At 46.8% G+C, this 22047-nt stretch carries 24 protein-coding genes and 1 pseudogene; 1 reads left to right on the top strand and 24 read right to left on the bottom strand.

Annotated features, from left to right (window positions below; all coding sequences use genetic code 11):
- Positions 1-28: 28 nt before the first annotated feature.
- Complete coding sequence (locus NLX73_RS04185) at positions 29-547, bottom strand: tetratricopeptide repeat protein (RefSeq protein WP_013310696.1); 519 nt, start codon at positions 545-547, stop codon at positions 29-31.
- Between the two features lie 50 nt (positions 548-597).
- Positions 598-927 (bottom strand): nucleotide pyrophosphohydrolase, encoded by a 330-nt coding sequence (locus NLX73_RS04180; RefSeq protein ID WP_023989148.1) that lies wholly within the window; start codon positions 925-927, stop codon positions 598-600.
- Positions 928-1141: 214 nt separating this feature from the next.
- Between NLX73_RS04180 and NLX73_RS04175 the strand changes: the two genes are divergently transcribed.
- Complete coding sequence (locus tag NLX73_RS04175; RefSeq protein ID WP_250261115.1) at positions 1142-2011, top strand: YitT family protein; 870 nt, start codon at positions 1142-1144, stop codon at positions 2009-2011.
- A 77-nt stretch (positions 2012-2088) separates the two neighbouring features.
- Here the strand turns inward: NLX73_RS04175 and NLX73_RS04170 are convergent, their stop codons facing one another.
- From NLX73_RS04170 to aroC, 22 genes and pseudogenes are all read right to left on the bottom strand, one after another.
- Complete coding sequence (locus NLX73_RS04170) at positions 2089-2934, bottom strand: sporulation protein YpjB (protein WP_254325419.1); 846 nt, start codon at positions 2932-2934, stop codon at positions 2089-2091.
- Positions 2935-3014: 80 nt separating this feature from the next.
- Positions 3015-3911: a GNAT family N-acetyltransferase gene (locus NLX73_RS04165; RefSeq protein WP_254325418.1), complete on the bottom strand. Its 897-nt coding sequence runs from the start codon at positions 3909-3911 to the stop codon at positions 3015-3017.
- Between the two features lie 2 nt (positions 3912-3913).
- Entirely contained in the window at positions 3914-4558 is a 645-nt protein-coding gene (locus NLX73_RS04160) for a DUF1405 domain-containing protein (protein WP_013310701.1), read from the bottom strand.
- A gap of 173 nt (positions 4559-4731) precedes the next feature.
- Positions 4732-4911: an IDEAL domain-containing protein gene (locus tag NLX73_RS04155; RefSeq protein WP_013371655.1), complete on the bottom strand. Its 180-nt coding sequence runs from the start codon at positions 4909-4911 to the stop codon at positions 4732-4734.
- A 22-nt stretch (positions 4912-4933) separates the two neighbouring features.
- Entirely contained in the window at positions 4934-5440 is a 507-nt protein-coding gene (locus NLX73_RS04150) for a gamma carbonic anhydrase family protein (RefSeq protein ID WP_023989153.1), read from the bottom strand.
- Between the two features lie 52 nt (positions 5441-5492).
- Positions 5493-6602, bottom strand: a complete 1110-nt coding sequence (locus NLX73_RS04145) for a hypothetical protein (protein WP_061829200.1) — start codon at positions 6600-6602, stop codon at positions 5493-5495.
- Positions 6603-6768: 166 nt separating this feature from the next.
- Complete coding sequence (locus NLX73_RS04140) at positions 6769-7371, bottom strand: histidine phosphatase family protein (RefSeq protein WP_068941607.1); 603 nt, start codon at positions 7369-7371, stop codon at positions 6769-6771.
- A gap of 70 nt (positions 7372-7441) precedes the next feature.
- The gene (locus NLX73_RS04135; protein ID WP_254325417.1) at positions 7442-8068 is read right to left on the bottom strand and encodes an anti-sigma factor; all 627 of its coding nucleotides are present in this window, start codon (positions 8066-8068) and stop codon (positions 7442-7444) included.
- A complete protein-coding gene (locus tag NLX73_RS04130) occupies positions 8065-8661 on the bottom strand; it encodes an RNA polymerase sigma factor (protein ID WP_172828252.1) in 597 nt (198 codons plus the stop codon). The genes NLX73_RS04135 and NLX73_RS04130 overlap by 4 nt, the downstream gene beginning before the upstream one ends.
- Before the next feature lie 932 nt (positions 8662-9593).
- Positions 9594-10046, bottom strand: coding sequence for a VOC family protein (locus tag NLX73_RS04125; protein ID WP_250268698.1), 453 nt, complete (start codon positions 10044-10046; stop codon positions 9594-9596).
- A gap of 63 nt (positions 10047-10109) precedes the next feature.
- A pseudogene (locus tag NLX73_RS04120) lies at positions 10110-10241 on the bottom strand (IS1595 family transposase); the annotation flags it as partial.
- 292 nt (positions 10242-10533) lie between these two features.
- Complete coding sequence (locus NLX73_RS04115; RefSeq protein WP_069289822.1) at positions 10534-11622, bottom strand: prephenate dehydrogenase; 1089 nt, start codon at positions 11620-11622, stop codon at positions 10534-10536.
- Between the two features lie 26 nt (positions 11623-11648).
- Positions 11649-12752 carry a histidinol-phosphate transaminase gene (gene hisC, locus NLX73_RS04110; RefSeq protein ID WP_254325416.1) on the bottom strand — a complete coding sequence of 368 codons (1104 nt, stop codon included), beginning with the start codon at positions 12750-12752 and terminating at the stop codon, positions 11649-11651.
- Between the two features lie 57 nt (positions 12753-12809).
- Positions 12810-13616, bottom strand: coding sequence for a tryptophan synthase subunit alpha (trpA, locus tag NLX73_RS04105; RefSeq protein ID WP_025723082.1), 807 nt, complete (start codon positions 13614-13616; stop codon positions 12810-12812).
- Complete coding sequence (trpB, locus tag NLX73_RS04100; protein ID WP_013310713.1) at positions 13613-14809, bottom strand: tryptophan synthase subunit beta; 1197 nt, start codon at positions 14807-14809, stop codon at positions 13613-13615. Before trpB ends, trpA begins: the two co-directional genes overlap by 4 nt.
- Positions 14806-15477 carry a phosphoribosylanthranilate isomerase gene (locus NLX73_RS04095; RefSeq protein ID WP_254325415.1) on the bottom strand — a complete coding sequence of 224 codons (672 nt, stop codon included), beginning with the start codon at positions 15475-15477 and terminating at the stop codon, positions 14806-14808. The genes trpB and NLX73_RS04095 overlap by 4 nt, the downstream gene beginning before the upstream one ends.
- A complete protein-coding gene (trpC, locus tag NLX73_RS04090) occupies positions 15474-16268 on the bottom strand; it encodes an indole-3-glycerol phosphate synthase TrpC (RefSeq protein ID WP_254325414.1) in 795 nt (264 codons plus the stop codon). The genes NLX73_RS04095 and trpC overlap by 4 nt, the downstream gene beginning before the upstream one ends.
- The gene (gene trpD / locus NLX73_RS04085; RefSeq protein WP_254325413.1) at positions 16258-17304 is read right to left on the bottom strand and encodes an anthranilate phosphoribosyltransferase; all 1047 of its coding nucleotides are present in this window, start codon (positions 17302-17304) and stop codon (positions 16258-16260) included. The genes trpC and trpD overlap by 11 nt, the downstream gene beginning before the upstream one ends.
- 34 nt (positions 17305-17338) lie before the next feature.
- Positions 17339-18889, bottom strand: coding sequence for an anthranilate synthase component I (trpE, locus tag NLX73_RS04080; protein WP_254325412.1), 1551 nt, complete (start codon positions 18887-18889; stop codon positions 17339-17341).
- A gap of 385 nt (positions 18890-19274) precedes the next feature.
- A complete protein-coding gene (aroH, locus tag NLX73_RS04075; protein WP_013310718.1) occupies positions 19275-19649 on the bottom strand; it encodes a chorismate mutase in 375 nt (124 codons plus the stop codon).
- Positions 19650-19651: 2 nt separating this feature from the next.
- Complete coding sequence (gene aroB / locus NLX73_RS04070; protein ID WP_254325411.1) at positions 19652-20746, bottom strand: 3-dehydroquinate synthase; 1095 nt, start codon at positions 20744-20746, stop codon at positions 19652-19654.
- Position 20747: 1 nt separating this feature from the next.
- Complete coding sequence (gene aroC / locus NLX73_RS04065) at positions 20748-21917, bottom strand: chorismate synthase (RefSeq protein ID WP_013310720.1); 1170 nt, start codon at positions 21915-21917, stop codon at positions 20748-20750.
- Positions 21918-22047 lie beyond the last annotated feature (130 nt).

Raw genomic sequence — 22047 nt, 5'->3', positions numbered from 1 at the left:
CCTACAACTCCTTATGCATCCATTTGTGTTAGATCTGTTCATTCATCTGCTGGCATAACTTCTTCATGAGGTTGGCAAGCTGCACATTGTGAGGAAACAGTGCAGCCGCCTCGCGAGCAGCCTGCACAGCTAGCTTATACTCATTCAATTCATCATAAATCAATGCGAGCAGCAAAAAAGCATCCCCACATAACGGATCGAGGGCTATTGCTCGTTCCAATAGCAAAATCGCATCCTGACGCACCTGTGGCGTAGCTCTGTCGACATCCAGCATTTTTCTGGCCTTCTCCGTATGCTGCCTGGCTTCCTGCGCATGCAGATGGAGAACATATTCATCCTGCTGTGGAGCGAGACGAACCGCATGCTCTGCATATGCGAGAGCCTGCTCCAAACGACCACTACGAGCATAGGTAACCGAGCACCGGAAATAATGCTCCGCATGATCAGGCTGGGCTGAAATTGCTTTTTCAAACCATTCCACGGCCTGCTCAAAATCGTTCTGCAAAATGCACTGATAAGCTTTCTGAACGTATTCCTCCGCCTTCATGACACTGCACCTCCGGGTAACCGGTTTGGTACAGCATATGTACAAAACGCCTAATCGGTGTCCTTTTTGGTCCAGCGATTCGCGTCACGCGTGTTAAATTTTTGCATGACCTTATCATGAGCCTCGGTCAAATTTATACCTAGCGAGTTCGCAAAGCAAACTGTGATGAACAAAATGTCTCCCAGCTCCAGCTCAATCGAATTGTCCGCCTCATCCGTTTTTTTCGGTTTCTCGCCAAAGGAGTGATTGACTTCCCTCGCCAGTTCCCCGACTTCCTCAGACATCCGGGCCAACATCGCCAAAGGACTAAAATACCCTTCCTTAAATTGAGATATATACTGGTCTACCTCACGTTGAATTTCATCTAATGATTTTTCCATGAAACACGCAATCCCCCCATGTGCAGGTTTATTCATATGTTATCGTAAAGCACATTTTAAAACAAATTTTTTTTAATTGTGTACTTATGATCCCAACTTACAGTCATCAGTCTTTTAAAGCTACCGTAAAAAGGTATACTACATATAAGGAACTGCGATTTAGCAAAATCATCATGATGTCGTTCTTCCTTAAACTGCTACTGCGAGGGATCATATGAAGATATCCAAGTCCATGGAACAGCTTAAACTGATTTTACCCATTGTGCTCGGGACCGCCATCTATGCATTCGGTCTGCTTTATTTTATAATACCCAGTAAACTGATGGAAGGTGGTATTACAGGGATCACCCTGCTGCTCAATTATGCTTTTTCGATTTCACCCTCTCTCTCCACATTGCTGCTGAACATTCCTTTATTTTTAATTGGGTGGAAAATGCTTGGGGGCAAGCAAATTCTATATACAGGAGTAGGTATCGGGTCGCTCACTTTTTTTCTGTGGTTGTATGAAAAAATGATTCATTTCGGATGGATGGGAACATTTCAAACTGAACACGATTTTATACTTTCTTCATTATATGCGGGGGTTACGCTTGGGGCCGGATTAGGTATTGTGTTCCGCTTTGGCGGCACCACGGGCGGCTCGGATATAATCGCTCGTATTCTAAACCGGAAGTTTGGCTGGAGTATGGGAAGGATTCTGCTGGTCATTGATATCGTCATTATCGGTGCTTCACTACTTTACATACCAAAAGAAAAAATTCTATATACATTAGTCGCCGTGTTCATCGCGTCCAAAATTATTGATTTTATACAAGAAGGGGCCTATTCTGCCAAAGCCTTTATGATTATCAGCGACCACACGATGGACATTGCGGATATTATTATTAGGGACATGGATCGCGGAGTTACTATTATTCCGGCTGTAGGTGCATTTTCCAAGCAGGCCAAGCATGTTGCCTATTGTGTCGTGCCTCGTCAGGAAATACGACGTTTGCACCAAATTGTTAAATCGGTTGACCCACAGGCGTTTATTATCATACAGGATGTGCATGATGTACATGGGGAGGGGTTCAAAGAGGAATAGCCCGGAAACCCGGGCGATGGGCTAACCTATATGGATGGCTCAGCAGCCAACGACACGAATATTCGAATTTTGCATCGTTATCCAGAGAAACCAGCTCGATATTTACGATAACCTGCATAGGCCAGCGCCAGCAGAACAATCATGCCGATTGCCAATTCTGCCCGGCGCTCACTTTCACGCGGGATAAATGGCGCCAGGGCAGTGGCGTCTTTTTCACGTCCAAACAAGGCATTAAACGTCGGATTTCCCTGATCCAACGCTCCTCTAATCGCTGAGGCATCTGCATTTTGCTGATCCCCCAATCCTTTGACGTAGGAAATCCATGAATCAGTCCGGACAACTTCACTTGTTCTGCCATGAATCAATGCTGCTGTACGGATCGTCTCATAGTGGTCCTCCAGCACTGCGGCTCCAGCTTTGAAACCCTTCATGTTGCCTTTAGCAAACTGGCTGTTCAAGCCACTAACATCTTCTTTTAAAATCTTATAATACTGCTGCCATAAGGGCTGACGCGGATGTGCAAGCGCATCTGTAGCAAGTCGTAAATTGGCCGCAGCCTTCACCCATTCATCCGGTGATGCTTGGACGGACTGTGTAGCTTGCTGCACCTCAAGGATGCTGCCGGACAAAGCATGAATGGCCTCTACAGATAACGCTGCCTGCACCTGTCCAGTGCCAAACCATCGACTCACTTCGGCTACATCCGCGCGCGCTTTTTCAATGTTCCCGTCCATCACATCTCGGTACAGTATCGCAGCTGCATGATCCAGTTCCTCAATCTCTTTTGTATTTCCTACGGGTTTTGACTGATCACGCGCTTCTGCCACACCTGGAGGGACGCAGACGGACAGCAGCAGGACCATAGATAAAACAACACTCGAAACAATACGTATCATAATTTGAAACGCCTGACCCCTAATCATGGGACATCCCTCCTCACCTTACTGTATGGCAAGGTTACCAGGACTAGAACTTGCTTTAGGCCGAATCGTTTGGAGCCGGGTTATGCCCGGGACAAAATAGGAAACATTCGTTGGTTTTCTTTACATGTGTTTTGATCTTTAGTTTTATAGTTTAGCGTCGTATCTTCCTGTTTCAACAGAGAAATATTGCAGCCTTCTTGTTCTCTTGGTGTAAAGCCAAAAACCACCTTCTTCGTTTCTTGTTTCGTTACCGCTGACAGTATGATATCCATAGGAATTTCGCCCGTTCCATAAATATCGTAACAATTCATCGTATCCCCTTCAAAATCTGCAACCACAATCGTATCGTATTGAGGTATATACCAAAATTTATCTTTAAAAAACGAGATGGCATAGAATAAGACCAGCCATTCACTACTTTTCGCAGCAAAAAGTGAATACGGATTTAATCTAGCACTTTTATTTTTCAGTAAATTTAAATCCGACTGCTCTTCCATGTTCAATTTCTCAACTTTAATGTCTACGTTGTTTGCGGTTACTTTCCGGTTTAATTGATATTCTTGTGCCAAAACAAACCCGAATTTAGGGTAAAAATTCTTCACACTATCATTTGCGAACAAATACATAACATCACAGTTGCCCTGCCAATCTTCTAATACGCGTTCTAATAAAAACCGGCTCAACCCTTGATTTCTATAGTTGGTATCCGTCATGACAGTTCCGATTTGGATACACTTTCTCATTTCACCCGACAAACAAAAATCCATCAGACTTATAGATACATTAGCCACAACAACCTCCCCATCTAAAAGTACGTAAGGGATATATTTATCATTCCAAAAGCCCCATTGATACCAAGCTTCAAAATCAAAACCAAAGCTTTGTTTAGCTAATTGATTAAAGCTCTTTCTTATTTTATGATCATCACGGATTCCTTTTTTAAATATATATTCTTTTTGGTTTATAACAATGTTCATCTCTATTTCTCCACTTCTACTCCCATTCGATTGCGCGCAAACATGGCAAGCCATGCCGCTATGATACTGACAAGGGTCAGCATATAGGTAAAAGCACGCACTTGCGGTACATCATCCGTTAGCGTCTTCGGAAGATACGGATATATGCCAAATGTATAATCCATCGTATCATTTAACAATGTCCAGAGTGTGGCTAGGCACAAAGCAGTCCATTTGCAGGTGAAAAAACGCACGAACAGCAGTGCTTCGACCGCCATTGCCGTGTGAGATGCCACCAGCATCCAATCCTGCCATATCATATGTCCCCCCTGCGCAACTCCCCAAAAAATAATAGCTGAAGCCCAGATGCCATATTTTACACTCGTGACAACAGCCAACGCCTCGATGATCTGGCGAATGACCTTCAAGCTCTTGAGACGCGGAGAATAGAGCAAAAATGCTATAGAGATCGTAAAAAACAGACTCGCCGTCGGACTATCAGGCACAAATACAATCTGCCACATTGGGTGATAATTTAGTGTATATTCCAACTGCCCCCCATACCATATGTACCCATACACCGTTCCGACCAGATTACACCAGAACAGCAGCCACAAAAAAGGCCGGCTCGTCAAGAACGACCGGCTCCACAAATAAGATAACGACACGTCCTTCATCCTCCGTTCATACGACAGTTGCCTTGTACAGGTCCCATCCTACAAAGACTATATCATATACAAGCGTATCAAAAAAACCTGACCGCCGCTACAGTCAGGTTTGATGATTATAATCTTGAACTAAAGATTCGTCTGAAATCCAACTTAGGATTCCTAAGATTGTACTAACTCATTGCTTTCAGCTCATCCGTAAGATGACGAAAAGCTACTTCATCTCCGGAGGCTAGCGCCTCATCAATATCCTTGTAGAGTTTTTCACTCCGGTGTTTACGTAATGCCTCGTCCAAAACCATTTCAGCAGACAGGCCCAACATTACTTCATAAGTAACCTTCATTTTATCCATAGGATGCACCTCCAACATGAGTTTAAGAGATCCTATATTCTTTTCCTTTCGCCACATAGCTGAGTGCCGTTCGTGACATCCGCTGCAAATCTGCATCTGTCAATTCGCGCACCACTTTGGCAGGTGTACCGAGAGAAAGAGTATAGGGTGGTATTTTGGTGTTTTCCGTAACGACCGACCCTGCTCCTATTAAAGCATATTCACCAAGCTCCGCTCCGTTGAGTACAATGGCCCCCATACCGATTAAAGTGCCTTTGCCTACCGTACAACCGTGGATTATTGCAGCATGACCTACCGAAATATCATCCGCCAGCAACAGGGGCTGATCCGTGTTCACATGTCCCACGACACCGTCCTGAATATTGCAGCGTTCACCGATGATGATAGGCGCCATATCTCCGCGCAGTACGGCATTAAACCATACAGAGGAATCTTGACCGATCGTTACTTTCCCGACAATTTTTGCTCCTTCTGCCATATAGACAGATGAATGGAGCTGTGGCATGTTTCCGTTATAGTGAATCAGCAACAACTTCACCCTCTCATTTTGGGTGAAATTCTATCAACATGTGTGCTGCTTGTCAATGGAGCCGTATGCCCGAGTCGTTCCGCCCAATGCGGCACTCTCCCGCCAACTTCAGTCCCCAGGCCGTCATCTGTACAGATGGTCCCGTCGAATGTTCACCCTGACGAAGCATACCCAAGTGAAGCATCATTCGTATAATCCTCTGATCAAAGACCGAACGGGGCGTATCATAGTAAAACGGTCGAATCAGTGGGCCGATATGTACAAAAAGCGACTCTGAGGACGTCCAGGGCCTGGCACATTCTCCAATCCAGTAGACTAGAGACAGCAAATTAGGAACGGCTCCTTTATACAATCTTAACCAAAACCTGAATAGCTGTATCATTTCTTCCTCAATTGTATGCTCCTGATGCGCTTCTCCCTTTGCCGTCAGCACAACTTGGTCCCCTTTCTCCTCAATGTACTTGGAGTGACGGGCATAATCATAAAGTAGTGCCATTCGGTCTGGATAAAACTTAAAAGAGGAGCCATACCCGAAACGCCATCCTCCCTTACCCAAAAGCGGCTCCGCAATGTGCAAATGTTCCATCAGCTGCTGCTGATTGCGACGATACCAAGCTCCCTCGGGATTTAGCGGAACCTCATGCTGCCCCATGTATTGAAGGAAAAGCCGTAAATCCTCTGCCAGCAGATGCCCTTCATCCCGGTACGACGACGGTTCGCTTACCCGGGTCATTCCGTTTTGGAAGTCATGTACCATAACACGTCGAAAGCGCTCCTTCATATCCAACGGAATTTGGAACAAATACCTCGTATTGTGCGTCGAACCGTTGAACAACCAGCCACTAGAACGCAGACGGGTCACAATATCCCTTGGCCGCTCACCAGGATTCTCGTCCTCCTCAACAGACTGTTTGGCTATTGCAATCAATTCCTCCATGCTGAAATACGGTCGGTCATCGAACAGCAACGCGTTCAAAAACCTTACCTCTGACAACCTCAGCTCCTTGACCTGCGTCTCAAAAAAACTACTGCTGCCGAGCTTCGTCAAAATCCCCTGGATCAACTCATGTTTGGAATTAGGTTTACAGTCACAATCGTAATACACCGCGATTCTGTTCAAATGCACAATATCCGCAAATGTCAGCATATCCGCCAGATTCATTGTTCCATCGCCTCGTCACTGGACTGTCATCCGGAATTGATTCTTACCTGTTGTACCCACAGCTTTGACGGATTGTTCAGACTCTAAACCTCTTTTTTGCAAAGGTATAATTAAAAAAACAAAAAAGACCACGACTCCTACGATAAGTAGAAGCCTTGGTCTTTTACTAACTTTTTGAGTTACAGTCACTTTTCTCTTGCAAATGCTTCGTGCAATTATACAAAAGTGGTGCCCAATCCATATCCTCACGCTGGAGTACACTAAGTGACAAATTGCCGATTCGTTCCGTGAATTTTTCCTGATACAGAGCCTTATACAAATTAGCCAAAAAACCGCCGTGGGAAACGACCAGCAGATTCTTGTCCCGATTTTCCGTCCAAATGGCTTCCATAAAAGCTAGCCCGCGAAGCTGAAGATCCGCATCACTTTCCTGCCCTAGATCCAGCAGATGCCAGTCGACTCCCCACTTCTCTTCACGCTCGGCCTGGGTCATACCCTCGACCTGACCATAAGCACGTTCTCTTAGTCGATCATCAGGCTCTAACAACGGGAGATGCAGAGCAGAAGCAATAATCTCCCCGGTCTCTTTCGCTCTGGAGAGACTACTTGTAATAAGCCCGTCCCAATGATAAGGCTCTTCCTTTAATCGTTCTGCCAACAAGCGTGCCTGCCGACGCCCTTCCTCATTCAAGGGAATATCACTGTGACCCTGGATTTTCCCTACCGCATTCCAATCCGTCAATCCATGTCTGATCAAGCCAATAAGCATCGTGTCGTTTCCTCCGCTGTTTTGTTATTCAGGCATTGTTATGAATTCATATTGGAGCCCAGCTGTCCTGCTAATTTCTGACCCTTCTCGCCCGATGGATCCAGCCCAGAGAAAATAAAGCAAGCGCAAGTGCCAATACAGACAACAACATCCAGTATTGCGGATAAGTAGGAACAATGCTAGCAACCAGCGGGTCCATAATGCCACTATTCACATCTTTAATGTGGTATTGATATTGTGGAGATGTACTTGTAGTTTCCAACAGGCCTGTCGGTAAAATACCTGTGTCCATGACAGGAGCTGCTTGAGGGGGATTTTCCTGAGAGGAGCTTCCGTTCCAGTTCAAAAACAAAAAGCTACATAAAAATACGGCCAAGAAGCCGGCGATCCATACAGACATATACTTACGGGCTGCTGGGTTCACACGCGCACGTCGATGCTCGCCCGGAACAAGCCACGGTGATTCTTCATAAATTCGATCCATGACTCTGCGATTCATTGCCTCTAGCTTATCATCTGTTATTTCAAAGGAAATATCACGAATGGCGGACCGATTTTCTTTTGACAAATTCCACTCTTTTTCTTCCGAACCATGCTCCCACCCAGCAGACGAGCTTTTGGCCCGTCTGCGCTCCGAGTCTTGTTTCGATACATTTTTGCCTGTAGCGAACAAATCCTCAGTGTCCCTGGATTTCATTGGCTGCTCATCCCTTCGTTTTCCTCATAGAGAGGCTCAAAAAAATAAGGCTCCAACTGCGTCTTCACACTGGATCTTGCCCGGAAAAGCAATGACTTCACTGCACTGACCGTCTGTCCTAAAATAGTCGCAATCTCCTGATAATCCAATTGCTCATATTCACGCAAAATCAGCGCAGATCGCTGCTTCTCAGGCAATCTATTGATCGCTTCACGAACCATCTCTACCTTCTCACCGCGAAGGACGGCCTGCTCCGGAATTACATCCGATGGAGCTACCGGTACATAACCGCTCTCCTCCAATGGAACCTGACCGCTACGGTGCTTGCGAAGCTCACTTAGCACCGTATTGCGTGCAATCGTATATAACCAAGTGGAAAACGATGCGTCTACCTCGCGAAAAGAGTGCAGGCTCCGATACGCTTTATAAAACGTTTCTGAGCACAAGTCCTCAGCAATCATTTCCAGGTTCGAACTTTTCAGCATATGATAAACAAAAGCTAAAATTTTACGTTGGTGCCGCCTCATTAATTCTGAATAAACCTCAACATTACCTTGTTTGATTTCCTGAATCATCTGGGAATCTGTCATCATCCGAGTGAGACCCTCCTCGCCCATACATGTGCTGTTTTCCCGTTCGATTCTGTCTATATATACCGAACAGGTCAAAAAAAGTTGCGCCCTCTGCGCAAATGGATGAAACAGCATCATGGAACATTTATTATTTTCTTACCCTATGTAGTGCCAACATTAACGGTGCTATCCCCAACAATATTCAACATCCAAAATGGACTTACCCATTGTACCACAAAATGTCCATCAGTAAAAAAGTCCAAAATCCCCACGATTTCTATCAATGCCTCCCTAACGCTGGTACCTGATTCATTTATACAGCTTTTCAGAGGATTTTAAATTTTTTCAAGATTAAATGACAAACCCATTGAAAATATTCTATTCAAATGCACCAATAAGGATAAATACGCAAAAAGAAAACGCTTCAAAAAAATTATTGACAAAATGAAAACGTATACATATAATAAAAGTACAGTATGGTTTCTCTCCACTCCTATCCTACTCAGCTACTTCACTAAAAGTAGCTACCACCCGGGGCTTTACCCGGGTGGTCTTTTTTTATTAGGCGATGTTAAATTCTAATGTTGATATTTGACCATAAGAAAACCGCCTTGGTGAAAAGGCGGTTTATTGTGCTATCGTTCCCGTTAGTTGAGTCCCTTTAATTTGGTTTTGCATTGATTTCCGTTAAAGTTCATTCATCACGATGTCCCACCGAGTTGAAGCAGCTTGCTACCGGCCGCGATGCGGTTAGTCGGTGCGGATGTGTCCCGGCAATCACTTCCTCGTTCCTAGTTTTCGGGACCGAGGGTCACCCAGACCCCGAGTGTGAATGCGGTGTTTATATGATTGATACACACCCGACTTCTTCGAATACTTTCACACTGCTTTTTTTGTTTCTATTTTTTACTCTAGTAATGTATATTTCAGTTAAGTCTTCTTTTAAACGTCACTTATTTATTACCGAGTTGTTCCGCCAAACCGATTAGTAGTCCTTCAATTCCACGAATGTAGCAGAGCCGATACGAGTCCTCGTACTGAACCACTTCGCCAACGATCTGAGCACCATACTTAGTGAGTCTGGATACCATTTCGTCAATGTCTTCAACGGTGAACATGACGCGTAGATAACCGAGGGCATTTACAGGAGCAGTTCGGTGATCGGATATAATAGGTGGGGTGAGAAATCGCGAAAGTTCAAGTCGGCTGTGGCCATCTGGGGTAACCATCATAGCAATCTCTACACACTGTGAACCCAGCCCGGTTACGCGACCAGCCCATTCACCTTCGACAGTAGCTCGCCCTTCGAGCTTCAAGCCAATCTCCTCGAAGAAAGAGATTGCGTCATCAAGGGATTCTACAACGATGCCAACATTGTCCATTCTTAGTAATATGTTTTTTGCCATAATTTTCATCTCCTTATTACCTTAATAAGATCGTTTTATGTAATAAAATTACGTAGATACCCCTTTTCTAAACTCCCAAATCGCACGAACTGGAACCGCCACACCCTTGATTCGGGACTGCAAAAAGTAGATAAGCTCCCGCTTACCGTTATCATCCAATGTACCAGCATGCCTCTTCAGTTCCTTTAAATCCATAGGTAAATCATCTCTGAACAGTGATATTACCCTTATTACAGAACATTAGTTCTTAAGTATCAAATATCAACAATAACATTTAACATAGCCTTTATTTAAAAACAGGAGCTTTAAAAAAGCGGACGAAGAAACCCTTCGTCCGCTCTAAATCTTTTCTACTACTTCACTCCCGGAAAGTGTGTGTTGTTTTATAGGCAATCAGAACATATATTCAGAAAATCCGCAGGCAACAGCGATCGTAAGATCAAATGAGTCGCGGAGCGGTCTCCTTACACAACACACATTTTCCTTTCTAAACCACCACTTTATACCCCATCGAATCCAGCAGAGTCTTGGCACGCTCCCAATCCTGCTCTTGACGGAAGGAAAGCCGCATGATGCCTGGGACATCCTCCCGGCTTTCAATGATTTGCATATTGCTCAGATTAATGCTGTGATTCCCCAGTTCCATAGCAATTCGCCCGATAATCCCTGGGGTATCCGGTACATCAATATACAGATCAAACGTGGAGACGATGACTCCTTTGCGACGCTCTGGCAGTTCACTGCGGAAGTGCCCAGCTGTCAAAAACTCGTCAGCGATTCCCTCACCGTCTTGTATTCTCAGTAAATGGGTAAAACGCTCAATCTGTCCGTTCCATTCTTCCAACAGGCCTAGTAAAACTTCACGATTGCTCAGTAAGATGTCCCGCCACACAACCGGATCACTAGAGGCTATCCGTGTAATATCACGGAACCCGCCCGCAGCCAATGTACGGTACAACGGATTTTCATCATTGTGCTTTCGCACCTGATTCACCAGCGCCGCTGCAATAATGTGCGGAAGATGGCTAATCGCACCGACAATATCATCATGCATATCAGGTTGAACACGCACAACATGAGCACTAGTATATTTTAATAAACGTTCCAGTGAACTGTATGCTTCCTCAGGCACACCCTCTGCCGGGGAAAGCACATAATATGCGTTTTCAAATAACAATGCGGAAGCAGCCTTTACACCGGAACGCTCCGAACCGGCCATCGGATGACCACCGATAAAGTAAGCGTTGCGCAAAGAAATTTCTGATGCTTTTTTGGCAATTGCCGATTTCGTGCTGCCTACATCAGTAATAATACAACCCGTTTTAAGCGGTAGCTTGCTTAACAGTTCGAGATAATGCTCCAATAAGCCCACAGGTACGCATAAAAAAATAAAATCGGCATCCTCTGCCGCTTCTTCAACCGAAAGAGTCGCGGTGTCCACGACACCACGGCTTAACATCGGTTCCATCAGTTCAGGGAGATGAGCATGACCAACAACAGTAATATCCGGCTTCCCTTTAAAACAAAGTGCGAGGGACCCACCAATCAGTCCCACGCCGAAAATGGCAATCTTCATCAATTATCAAATCCCATCTGCGGAAATTATAGACGTACTTTCGCCGCTTCCGCCCCCAGGACCTGTTCCAGCACACGAATAAACAACTCATTTTGCGGCTGTGATCCAACCGACACCCTAATATATGTCGGATATTTGTGATGACCTGCGCGAATAATCACACCTTTACGAAGCAACTCCTGGAATACCTCACCGGATGGGCGACGTACATCCAACATAATAAAATTACCATGTGCTGGGAAAGACTCCAGCCCCAGACGCTTGAGCTCATTTTGCAAATAAGCTCTGCCCTCTGCATTACGATCTCGGCATTCTTGAACAAATTCCTGATCTTCCAAGGCAGCAATGGCCGCAGCCTGCGCTACCCGTGATGTATTAAACGGCTCACGAACCTGATTTATCAAGCGAATGATTGACTCGGCTCCCATACCATAACCAATGCGCAGCGAAGCAAGCCCATAGATTTTGGAGAAGGTGCGTAGTACAACCAGGTTTTCATACGCTGGCAACAAACGAATGCCGTCGGGATACGAGCGATCCGTCACAAACTCGGCATAGGCTTCATCCAGAACAACCATGATGTGCTTTGGTACTTGGTCCAAAAACGCAATTAGCTCTGCTTCAGGTACAATCGTGCCCGTCGGGTTATTTGGATTACAGATCCAAATAATTTTTGTACGGTCATTGATGTGAGACAGCATAGCATCCAAATCATGTACACCGTCACGCAAAGGCACCTCAACTGCAACCGCTCCCTCAATTTCCACATTACTTTTGTATACGGAAAATGTCTGATCGGCCATAATGCTTTCTTCCCCGGGAAGGAGGAAAGCACGCGTAATCAACGCAATAATTTCGTCAGATCCGCAGCCATAGATAAACTGTTCCTCTTTTAAACTCGTCCGTTTAGCTAGTGCCTGTGTCAAAGCTACGGCACTTCCGTCAGGATATACACTAATGTTGGCAAACTCCTGCTGAATGGCCTGCAACACTTTGGGAGAGCTACCATACGGATTCTCATTCGAAGCGAGCTTGATGACTTCATCGAGTCCCAGCTCACGTTTTACGTCTTCAATCGGTTTACCGGGCTGATATACTGGCAAATGTACAATATGCGGTTTAGGTTGCATGCCCCTACCTCCTCTATCCAATCAGAACATATTTATTACTTTCTATTTTGACAGCCATTACTGCTTTAATTGTGCCACAAAATTATGAATTTGCAAAAGACCTTCTTGCCTGCGCGCAGAATCATTCAGCAATGGAATGGCTTCTTCCACCTGACGTACAATAGCACTGCCGACCACAACTCCATCGCAAATGTTTGAAAACCGGGCTACCTGCTCTTGAGTAGAGATCCCAAAACCGACCGCTACCGGAATATCCGTATGCCGTTTGACCTGCGCGATAAAGCCCTCTATACCTTCAAAAAAGGAGGCTCTTTCCCCAGTTACACCCAGCGAGGATACACAGTATACAAATCCTCGGGCCTGACGGACAATTCGCTCGATCCGCTGTTCAGAAGTTGGAGCCACCAGAGGAATCAGATGCACACCCACCTCTGCTGCCCGTCCTCCCAGCTCCTCCGCTTCCTCAAGCGGAAGGTCTGGAATAATCAGACCGCTGATACCGTGCTCCTGCAAGCCTGCAAAGAAAGTATCCATACCCATCTGTAATACAGGGTTATAATACGTGAACAGAATAAAAGGCAGGCTTGAACCTGCCGCCCTAGCCAGAGAAGCTGTCTCCATGCACGTGCGGATGGAAATTTGCCGTTTCAGCGCACGCTCAGACGCGCGCTGAATTACAGGACCGTCAGCCAGCGGGTCGGAATAGGGTACACCCAGTTCCAATATGTCGGCTCCGGCCGACTCTAACTGCCGAATGATCTCTATTGTAGTATCCACATCCGGGTCGCCTACCGTCAGAAAAGGAATTAATGCCGTTTTGCCTTCATTTTTAAGGCGACCAAACGCCTGATCAATTAAATTCATGACGGATTTCCTCCCAAATACTTGATAATGGAGTCCACATCTTTATCCCCGCGTCCAGACAAACAAATAACGATAATATCATCTGCCGTCAACGTAGGTGCCAGCTTGACGACCTGCGCAACAGCATGTGCCGACTCTAATGCAGGAAGTATTCCTTCGGTACGGCAGAGGAGCTGAAGCGCGTCCAGCGCTTCCTGATCCGTGATCGGAACATATTTGGCCCGCTCAATATCTTTCAGGTATGAATGCTCCGGTCCAACACCTGGATAATCTAATCCAGCCGAGATGGAATGCGCAGGTTGCACTTGTCCGTACTCATCCTGAAGCAGATAACTCATAGAGCCTTGGAAGACCCCTTGTGTTCCCTTGGTCATCGTAGCTGCATGGAATTCCGTTTCGACACCTTTTCCAGCGGCCTCCACGCCAATCAAAGCGACACCCTGATCCTCAATAAAAGGATAAAACATGCCGATGGCATTGCTTCCGCCACCGATCGCTGCCACGATGACATCCGGAAGTCTGCCTTCCTTCTCTAGAATCTGGCGACGTGTTTCATCACCAATCACACGTTGGAAGTCCCGCACCATCATCGGATACGGGTGCGGGCCGACAGCTGAACCCAAAATATAGAACGTATCATGGACATGGCTGACCCAGTAACGCAAAGCTTCATTCCCTGCATCCTTAAGTGTACGTGTACCTGATGTCACCGGAATGACCTCTGCACCCAAAAGCTGCATCCGAAAGACGTTAAGCTGCTGGCGCACAGTATCCTCTTCGCCCATAAACACCTTGCATTCCAATCCGAGCAACGCAGCCACAGTCGCTGTCGCGACACCATGCTGTCCTGCGCCTGTTTCAGCAATGACCTTCTGTTTCCCCATACGCTTCGCCAGCAGTCCCTGAGCTAATGCATTATTGATTTTGTGGGCACCGGTATGATTTAAATCTTCGCGCTTCAAGTAAATTTTAGCCCCGCCCAAATGCTGACTCAGACGCTCCGCATGATAAAGCGGCGTTTCCCGACCAGAATAGTCCTTAAGGAGCCCGTTCAACTCTGCTTTAAACTCGGGATCATCCGCGTACTTACGGTAGGATTCCTCCAATTCAATCAGTGCGTTCATCAACGTTTCCGGTACAAAACGTCCTCCAAATGTTCCAAAACGTCCGTTGTTATCAGGTAATTGTGTCATGCCTGCTTCACCCTTTCCACAAATGCTGTGATTTTTGCAATGTCCTTGACTCCGTTCGTCTCTACACCGCTGGATACATCCAGCCCATCGGGATGATACTCATGAACCAGCTTTTCCGCATTATCGGCAGTCAACCCGCCGGCTACAAACAAAGGAATTCCATGTTGATGGGTCCAAGCCTGATAGGCAGGAATTCGATCCCACGCAAACGTTTTTCCGGAGCCGCCGCCATACAGGGGATCGTATGTATCCAGCAATAAAGCGTCAATTGTCCCGACATAGGCATCCAATTCGTCCGCCGAGCGTTCTGTTTGTCCTTGACTGTCCACAGACCATGCCTTGAATACCTGTATACCAAAATGCTCCCTAATTTCCCGACAGCGCCGCGGACTCTCCTGTCCATGCAGCTGTATGACATCCAAGGGTGCTTTCTCCATCACATCATTTAACAGTGCATCACCAGGGTTCACAAATACACCCACGCTGCGCGGTCTGCTGCCTGAGGTCCATTCATCTAATACGCGAAGCAGCTTTCCAGCCTGTACGCCGTTAATCCGGCGCTTGCTGTCAGCAAACACAAAACCTATATAATCGACCGGTAAGTTTACCATAGATTTTAGCACTTCAACGCTTTGAAGTCCACAAATTTTTACGCCCGTTTTGTTCATGCTTTAACCCCGTCCATCAATTCGGCTACAGCCTGTCCTACATCTTCCTTGCGCATCAGATGCTCCCCCACCAAGATACCGTGTGCACCTACCGAATACAGATAATTAACATCTTCCGGTCCCGCAATTCCGCTCTCACTGATGAACGTAACCCCTTTAGGAATTAGTGAGATCAGCTCCTCTGTCGTCTGGAGACGAGTCTCGAATGTCCGCAGATTTCGGTTATTTACGCCAATTAAGGTTGCTGTCCCCAGCTCCAGCACCGCTTTAAGCTCCTCACTGTCATGCACCTCTACCAACGCGTCCAGCCCGAGGTCCTTGGCAATCTGTAAAAAAGACCCTAATACACGGGGTTCCAGGATAGCGGCAATCAATAGCACCGCATCCGCTCCCAGCAGACGAGCTTCATATATTTGCCGTTCATCAATGATAAAATCCTTTCGCAGCAGCGGAATCTTCACCTGATCGCGAATTTGCTGTAAATATTCAGGGCTCCCCTGAAAATACGTCACATCTGTCAGTACAGAAATGCAATCCGCTCCTGCTCCCTCATATGCACGTGCAATGTCCACCGGATGGAAATCCGGTCGAATCAGCCCTTTGGATGGGGAAGCCTTCTTCACCTCAGCAATCAGTCCGAGCGGACGATTGCGTCTGTTCGCGATCGCATTTTCGAATCCTCTCGTCGCAGGTAAATCAGCAATTAATCGTTCGGCTTTACTTATTTGAAAATGCTCCTTAAGCTGCTCCACTTCTTGTCGCTTCGTCACCACAATTTTGTCAAGATACATATTGATATTCCCCCGTTGCCTGTATTAATTGATCCAGCTTAGAAAGTGCCAGTCCCGAGTCAATAGCTTCTGCCGCTCGTGCTACTCCGTCCGTCAAGGTAGCCGCTGCACCTGATACATAAATGCACGCTCCTGCATTCGCTAACACAACATCCCGATAAGCTCCATGCTCTCCGTTTAAAATTCGTCGTATGATATCTGCGTTAACCTGTGCGTCGCCGCCCAGCACCTGATCAAGAGAATGCGTCTGCAAGCCCAGATCCGACGGATGAAGCTCGAACGTGTGAACCTTGCCGTCCTTCAGTTCGGATACTCGTGTCGCAGCTGAAATACTAATTTCATCTAGCCCATCCAGACTACTGACAACCATGGCCCGTTTGGAGCCGAGCTGCTTCAATACCTCGGCAATGACTTCCGTTTTGTTGGCGTCATAAATGCCCAACAGCTGCCGATCCGCACCAGCCGGATTCGTCAAAGGACCTAGCATATTGAATACCGTCCGCACACCCAGCTCGCGGCGCGGCGCGGCGGCATGCTTCATAGACGGATGATACAGCTGTGCGAATAAAAAGCAGATGCCGATTCGGTCCAGACATGACCTAGCCTGCTCACTCGTCAAATGAATGTTGACTCCCAATGCCTCCAGGACATCAGCGCTCCCGGCACGGCCACTTGCAGAACGATTGCCATGCTTTGCTACCCGTACAGACACCGAAGCTGCGATGATCGCGGATATCGTGGAAATATTAAACTTGTGAATCCCTGAACCTCCGGTTCCACATGTGTCCAGCAGACGACCGCTGCCTTCTTCAGCTTGCACTGGACTAGCGTAGCTACGCATAGCCTCGGCAAAACCAGTGATTTCATCTACCGTTTCCCCTTTGAGGCGAAGAGCCGTCAGCAGCCCGCCAATTTGTGCCTGTGTAGCACTTCCACTCATAATCTCTTCCATTACGCTACGGGCCTCCGTACGCGAAAGATGCTGTCCCTCAATGATCCGGCTTAACCCCACTTGCATCATGTCATGTCGTTCCATTGTCGTCTCCTCCTCAAAATCAGATTTTTGTGTGTTACGGAGTGTACAAATAATCCTGGTTGATGACGCTGTTATAGGGCTGTGTCGTTGCCGGGAACATCACTTCTGCCGTACGGATTGCCTTCAGCAATGCCTTCGCTTTGTTCACCGTCTCCTGATACTCGCTTTCCGGAACCGAGTCCCACACAATTCCAGCGCCTGCCTGGACATAGGCCCGGTTCTTTTTAAACACAATCGTGCGAATCGTAATGCAAGCGTCCATATTGCCTGAGAAGCCTAAATATCCAATCGCCCCTGCATAGGGTCCGCGTGCTTCCCGCTCCAACTCAGCAATAATCTCCATGGCTCGTAGCTTCGGAGCCCCCGATACGGTGCCGGCTGGCAGACAAGACAGGAAAGCATCGAAAAAATCTTTGTCCTCACGTAGCTCACCCGACACATTGGATACAATGTGCATGACGTGAGAATAGCGTTCAATCTCCATAAACGTATCGCATTTGACTGTGCCAAACTGTGATACACGGCCCAAATCATTTCTTCCCAAATCGACCAGCATCAGATGTTCTGCACGCTCTTTTTCATCGTTTAACAGTTCTTCAGCAAGTGCCACATCTTCTGTCTCCGTTACCCCACGCGGTCTCGTTCCTGCAATAGGACGGGTCTCTACCCGGCCGTTTTCCACCTTGACGAGTGCCTCAGGCGAAGTGCCTACGATGATCTCGTCATCCATTTTCAAATAATACATATATGGCGACGGGTTCATCGTGCGCAGCACGCGGTATACCTGTAAAGGTGAAGCCTCTGTATCAATGTGAAAACGCTGGGATAGTACAACCTGAAAAATATCACCGGAGCGGATATACTCCTTCGCCTGCTCTACATTTGATATAAACTGTTCCTTCGTCACATTGGATTGGATCTCACCCAGTTCCACATCATCAGGAATGGAGGCTGATCCTAATCGCTCCGGTGGGGCCTGCTTGCGCAAATACTGCGCCGTGTTCTCCAACTTGCGTTCCACGTCAGCATAAGCAGCACGAATGTCCTCATCGCGGAACCCTTCGCCTACATGAACATTGCCGACCAGCAAAATTTGCTGCTTCACATGATCAAAAACAATGACTTGATCGCAGAACATAAAACGAATATCATCCATATTCAAATCATCTACCGAATGCTCTGGTAGCTTTTCATAATATTGAAGCAGGTCATATCCAAAAAATCCGATAGCCCCGCCTGTAAATGGAGGCATTTCTTTCAGTTTCGGACTACGGTATTTACGAAGCAATGCTTTGAGCGCTTCAATCGGCTTGTCGTTTAATATTTGCCGTTTACCGTGTTGTTCCAATATCAAACGTCCTTTTTTACCCGAGACCATTAGAAACGGATCTGTACCGATGAATGAATGTCGCGCCCACTGTTCGCCTCCCTCTACACTCTCTAGCAGAAAGGCACGGTCCCGCTCGGCATACCGACGGAAAATCCGAATCGGCGTCTCCATATCAGCCAGCACTTTTTTGTACACAGGAATCAGGTTAAATTCATTCGCCATCGTTATCACTTGCTCCACATGCGGCGTTAACATGAGATCACTTCCTTTCCAAATTGGCGCAGAACCATAGGAGAGAATATAAAAAAGCCTCTACCGGTAAGGTAGAGGCTGTCAGTTATTGAAATTATAAGAATGCTCCATATGTAAATGACTACAGCAAATAGATAAGTATACACTCATCCCTTTTGTATAAACACGCAGGTTGCTTCAAATAAGCTTCTCTGTAGAAGAATATCTCTTCATAGACAAAAGCTTACCTGCTACCGCCGGTCTCTGTAATCTCATATGGAATTGGCTAAGGCTGCACTCTTCTCATCTCAACTCTGTCTCTGGCTAACTCTACTCTACTTAACTCTGCTACACACACTATATCTCATGGGATGTTACTTTGGCAACCATCAACTTTAAAAACGGGCGCTTATTTCCCTTGGGAAGCCAGATCCGGTCTTAACGCCTGCGCTCCGTTCAAATATACATGTTTAATTTCACGCTGGGATTTATCGGTGTTCACCTGTACCATCAAACGAATGCACTTGGGTAAACTGCCTGCCACAGGAATTTCTAATGCACACATGAGCGGAACCATATCCCAGCCATCAAGCTGACGAATGGCCTTGGCTGGAAAGGCAGTATCCAGGTCATGGGTCACCGTAATCCATACGTTACTAATATCCTCCGGCTGAATTTCATTGTAGGATACAATTTCCTCCAGTAGTTGGCATGTTGCTTCCAAAATTTCGTTTTCTTCATTATTCACTACGGTCGTCGCGCCACGAATTCCCCGATTGTACATCGTTACGCCCCCTCTTTTAACTGTTCAATAACTTGTTGGATGTAAGAGACGGAAATATCCTTCACAACCTCCACGTGCCCGATGCTACGTGGGACGACAAAAGTAATGCTGCCTTCTTTGAACTTTTTGTCATGCATCATCGCGTCGAGCAGCCGATCTGTATCGAGATGTGACGGAAGGGAGGTCGGTAGCCGTAGCGAAGACAACATCTCCTTCGTTTCATCTACCAAAGAAGGATCTGCCCCCAGCTTCACGCCCAAAAGTGCGGAGCCGACCATACCAATAGAAATGGCTTCCCCGTGTAAAAACTCACCGTATCCCGCAATGGCTTCAATCGCATGACCAATCGTATGACCTAGGTTTAGAATAGCGCGCAAATCATTTTCTCGTTCATCGCGCGACACCACTTCGGCTTTTACGGAACATCCCTTTTCCAGACCGTACTCCAGAGCTGTCGCATCCAGCGCAAGTAAATCAGTCGCATGGTCACGGCACCACTGGGCGAAATCAGCATCCCAGATCAAGCCATGCTTGATCATTTCAGCAAGCCCCGCAGATACCTCACGAGGAGGTAATGTTGACAACGTATCTACGTCATACAACACAAGTTCCGGTTGATGGAAGGCTCCTATCATATTTTTCGCCAAAGGATGATTGATGCCAACCTTACCGCCCACGCTACTGTCATGGGCAAGGATCGTAGTGGGGATCTGTACAAACTTGACACCTCTCATATAAGAAGCCGCCACAAATCCAGCCAAATCGCCCACCACACCACCACCAAGTGCAATAACGGCTGAATTGCGATCCAAGCCGCCCTCAATGGCTGCTGTTATGACCTGCTCAAATACAGCAAGCGACTTGGAGGTTTCACCGGGCTTAACGACAAAGGACACTGTCTTGTAGCCAGATGCCTGAAGATTGCTCTCCAATGTTGCCAAGTAGAATCCCGCTACATTTTCGTCAGAAACAATCAACAATGGGCTTTTTTGCGCAATTCCTCGTTCCTTCAACAACTCTCCGGCTCGATGTAGCAGCCCTCGTCCGATATGAATAGGATAAGAACGTTCCCCAAGCTGTACCGTCAGCGTACTCATCTTAGTACCGCCCCAGTTGTTCTTCGTAGGATGCAATATTCGCACGAATCTCTTCAATCGAATCCCCGCCGAATTTTTCTAGCAAAGCTTTCGCAATCTCCCAAGCTACCACATGCTCCATAACTACGCTAGCCGCGGGTACTGCACATGCATCCGAACGCTCAACCTGTGCAGTGAACGCTTCCTTTGTATCAATGTCGACGCTTTGCAGAGGCTTGTAGAGTGTAGGGATCGGCTTCATTACGCCACGAACCACAACTGGCATTCCATTCGTCATGCCACCTTCAAAACCACCCAAACGATTGGTGCGACGGTGATATCCACGTTCCTCATCATATAGGATCTCGTCATGCACCTGTGAACCGCGCAATTCTCCTGCTTCAAAGCCAATGCCGATTTCCACGCCTTTAAATGCATTAATCGACATGACGCCTTGTGCGATACGTGCATCCAGCTTCCGATCATACTGTACATGACTGCCCAGACCAATCGGAACACCTTCTACAATACATTCCACTACCCCACCGACTGAATCACCTTCTTGCTTGATCAGATCAATATATGCTTCCATTTTCTTTTCGGTTTCTGGATCGGTTACTCTCACCGAGGAGGCTTCTGTCACGGCAATCAGCTCATCAATCGGCAGATCACGGTAAGGAGCTTCGATTTCCCCAATGCGGATGACCTGACCTGCCACCTTGATTCCGAACTCAGCCAGCAATTGACGGGCCAAACCGCCGCATGCCACACGAATTGCTGTTTCGCGTGCACTGGAGCGCTCCAGCACGTTACGAAGATCCTTCAGGTTGTATTTCATTCCGCCATTCAAATCCGCATGACCCGGACGTGGTCGGTGAACCCGACGTTTTTCTTCATCACTGCCTTCAATAGGCTCAATATTCATAATGTTCTGCCAGTGCTTCCAATCGTTATTTTCCACAACCAGCGCAATCGGTGCACCCGTGGTATAGCCGTGACGTACGCCTCCGGCAATTTTCGCCGTATCTTTTTCAATCTGCATACGCCGACCCCGTCCATATCCTTTCTGACGACGGTGCAGCTGAAAATTCAATTCCTCAAAATCCAATTTTAAATTGCTCGGCATACCCTCTACAATGGCAGTTAGCTGGGGACCATGCGTTTCCCCCGCGGTTAAATAACGTAAACTCATGACGCGTTCCCCCTTTAAACTGTTAAACTGTGCATCGCTAAAATCTTTAACTGTGCTTCATTATAGTATACGCACCTTTCTTTGACAAGAAAAGCCACGTGTATGCGGATAAACAAAAACACGCCTCTTA

Source organism: Paenibacillus sp. CH40 (genome assembly GCF_024213605.1).
GTDB lineage: Bacteria > Bacillota > Bacilli > Paenibacillales > Paenibacillaceae > Paenibacillus > Paenibacillus polymyxa_B.
The sequence above is the reverse complement of the archived record's forward strand: the minus strand, read 5'-3'. Positions and strand labels throughout refer to the sequence as shown.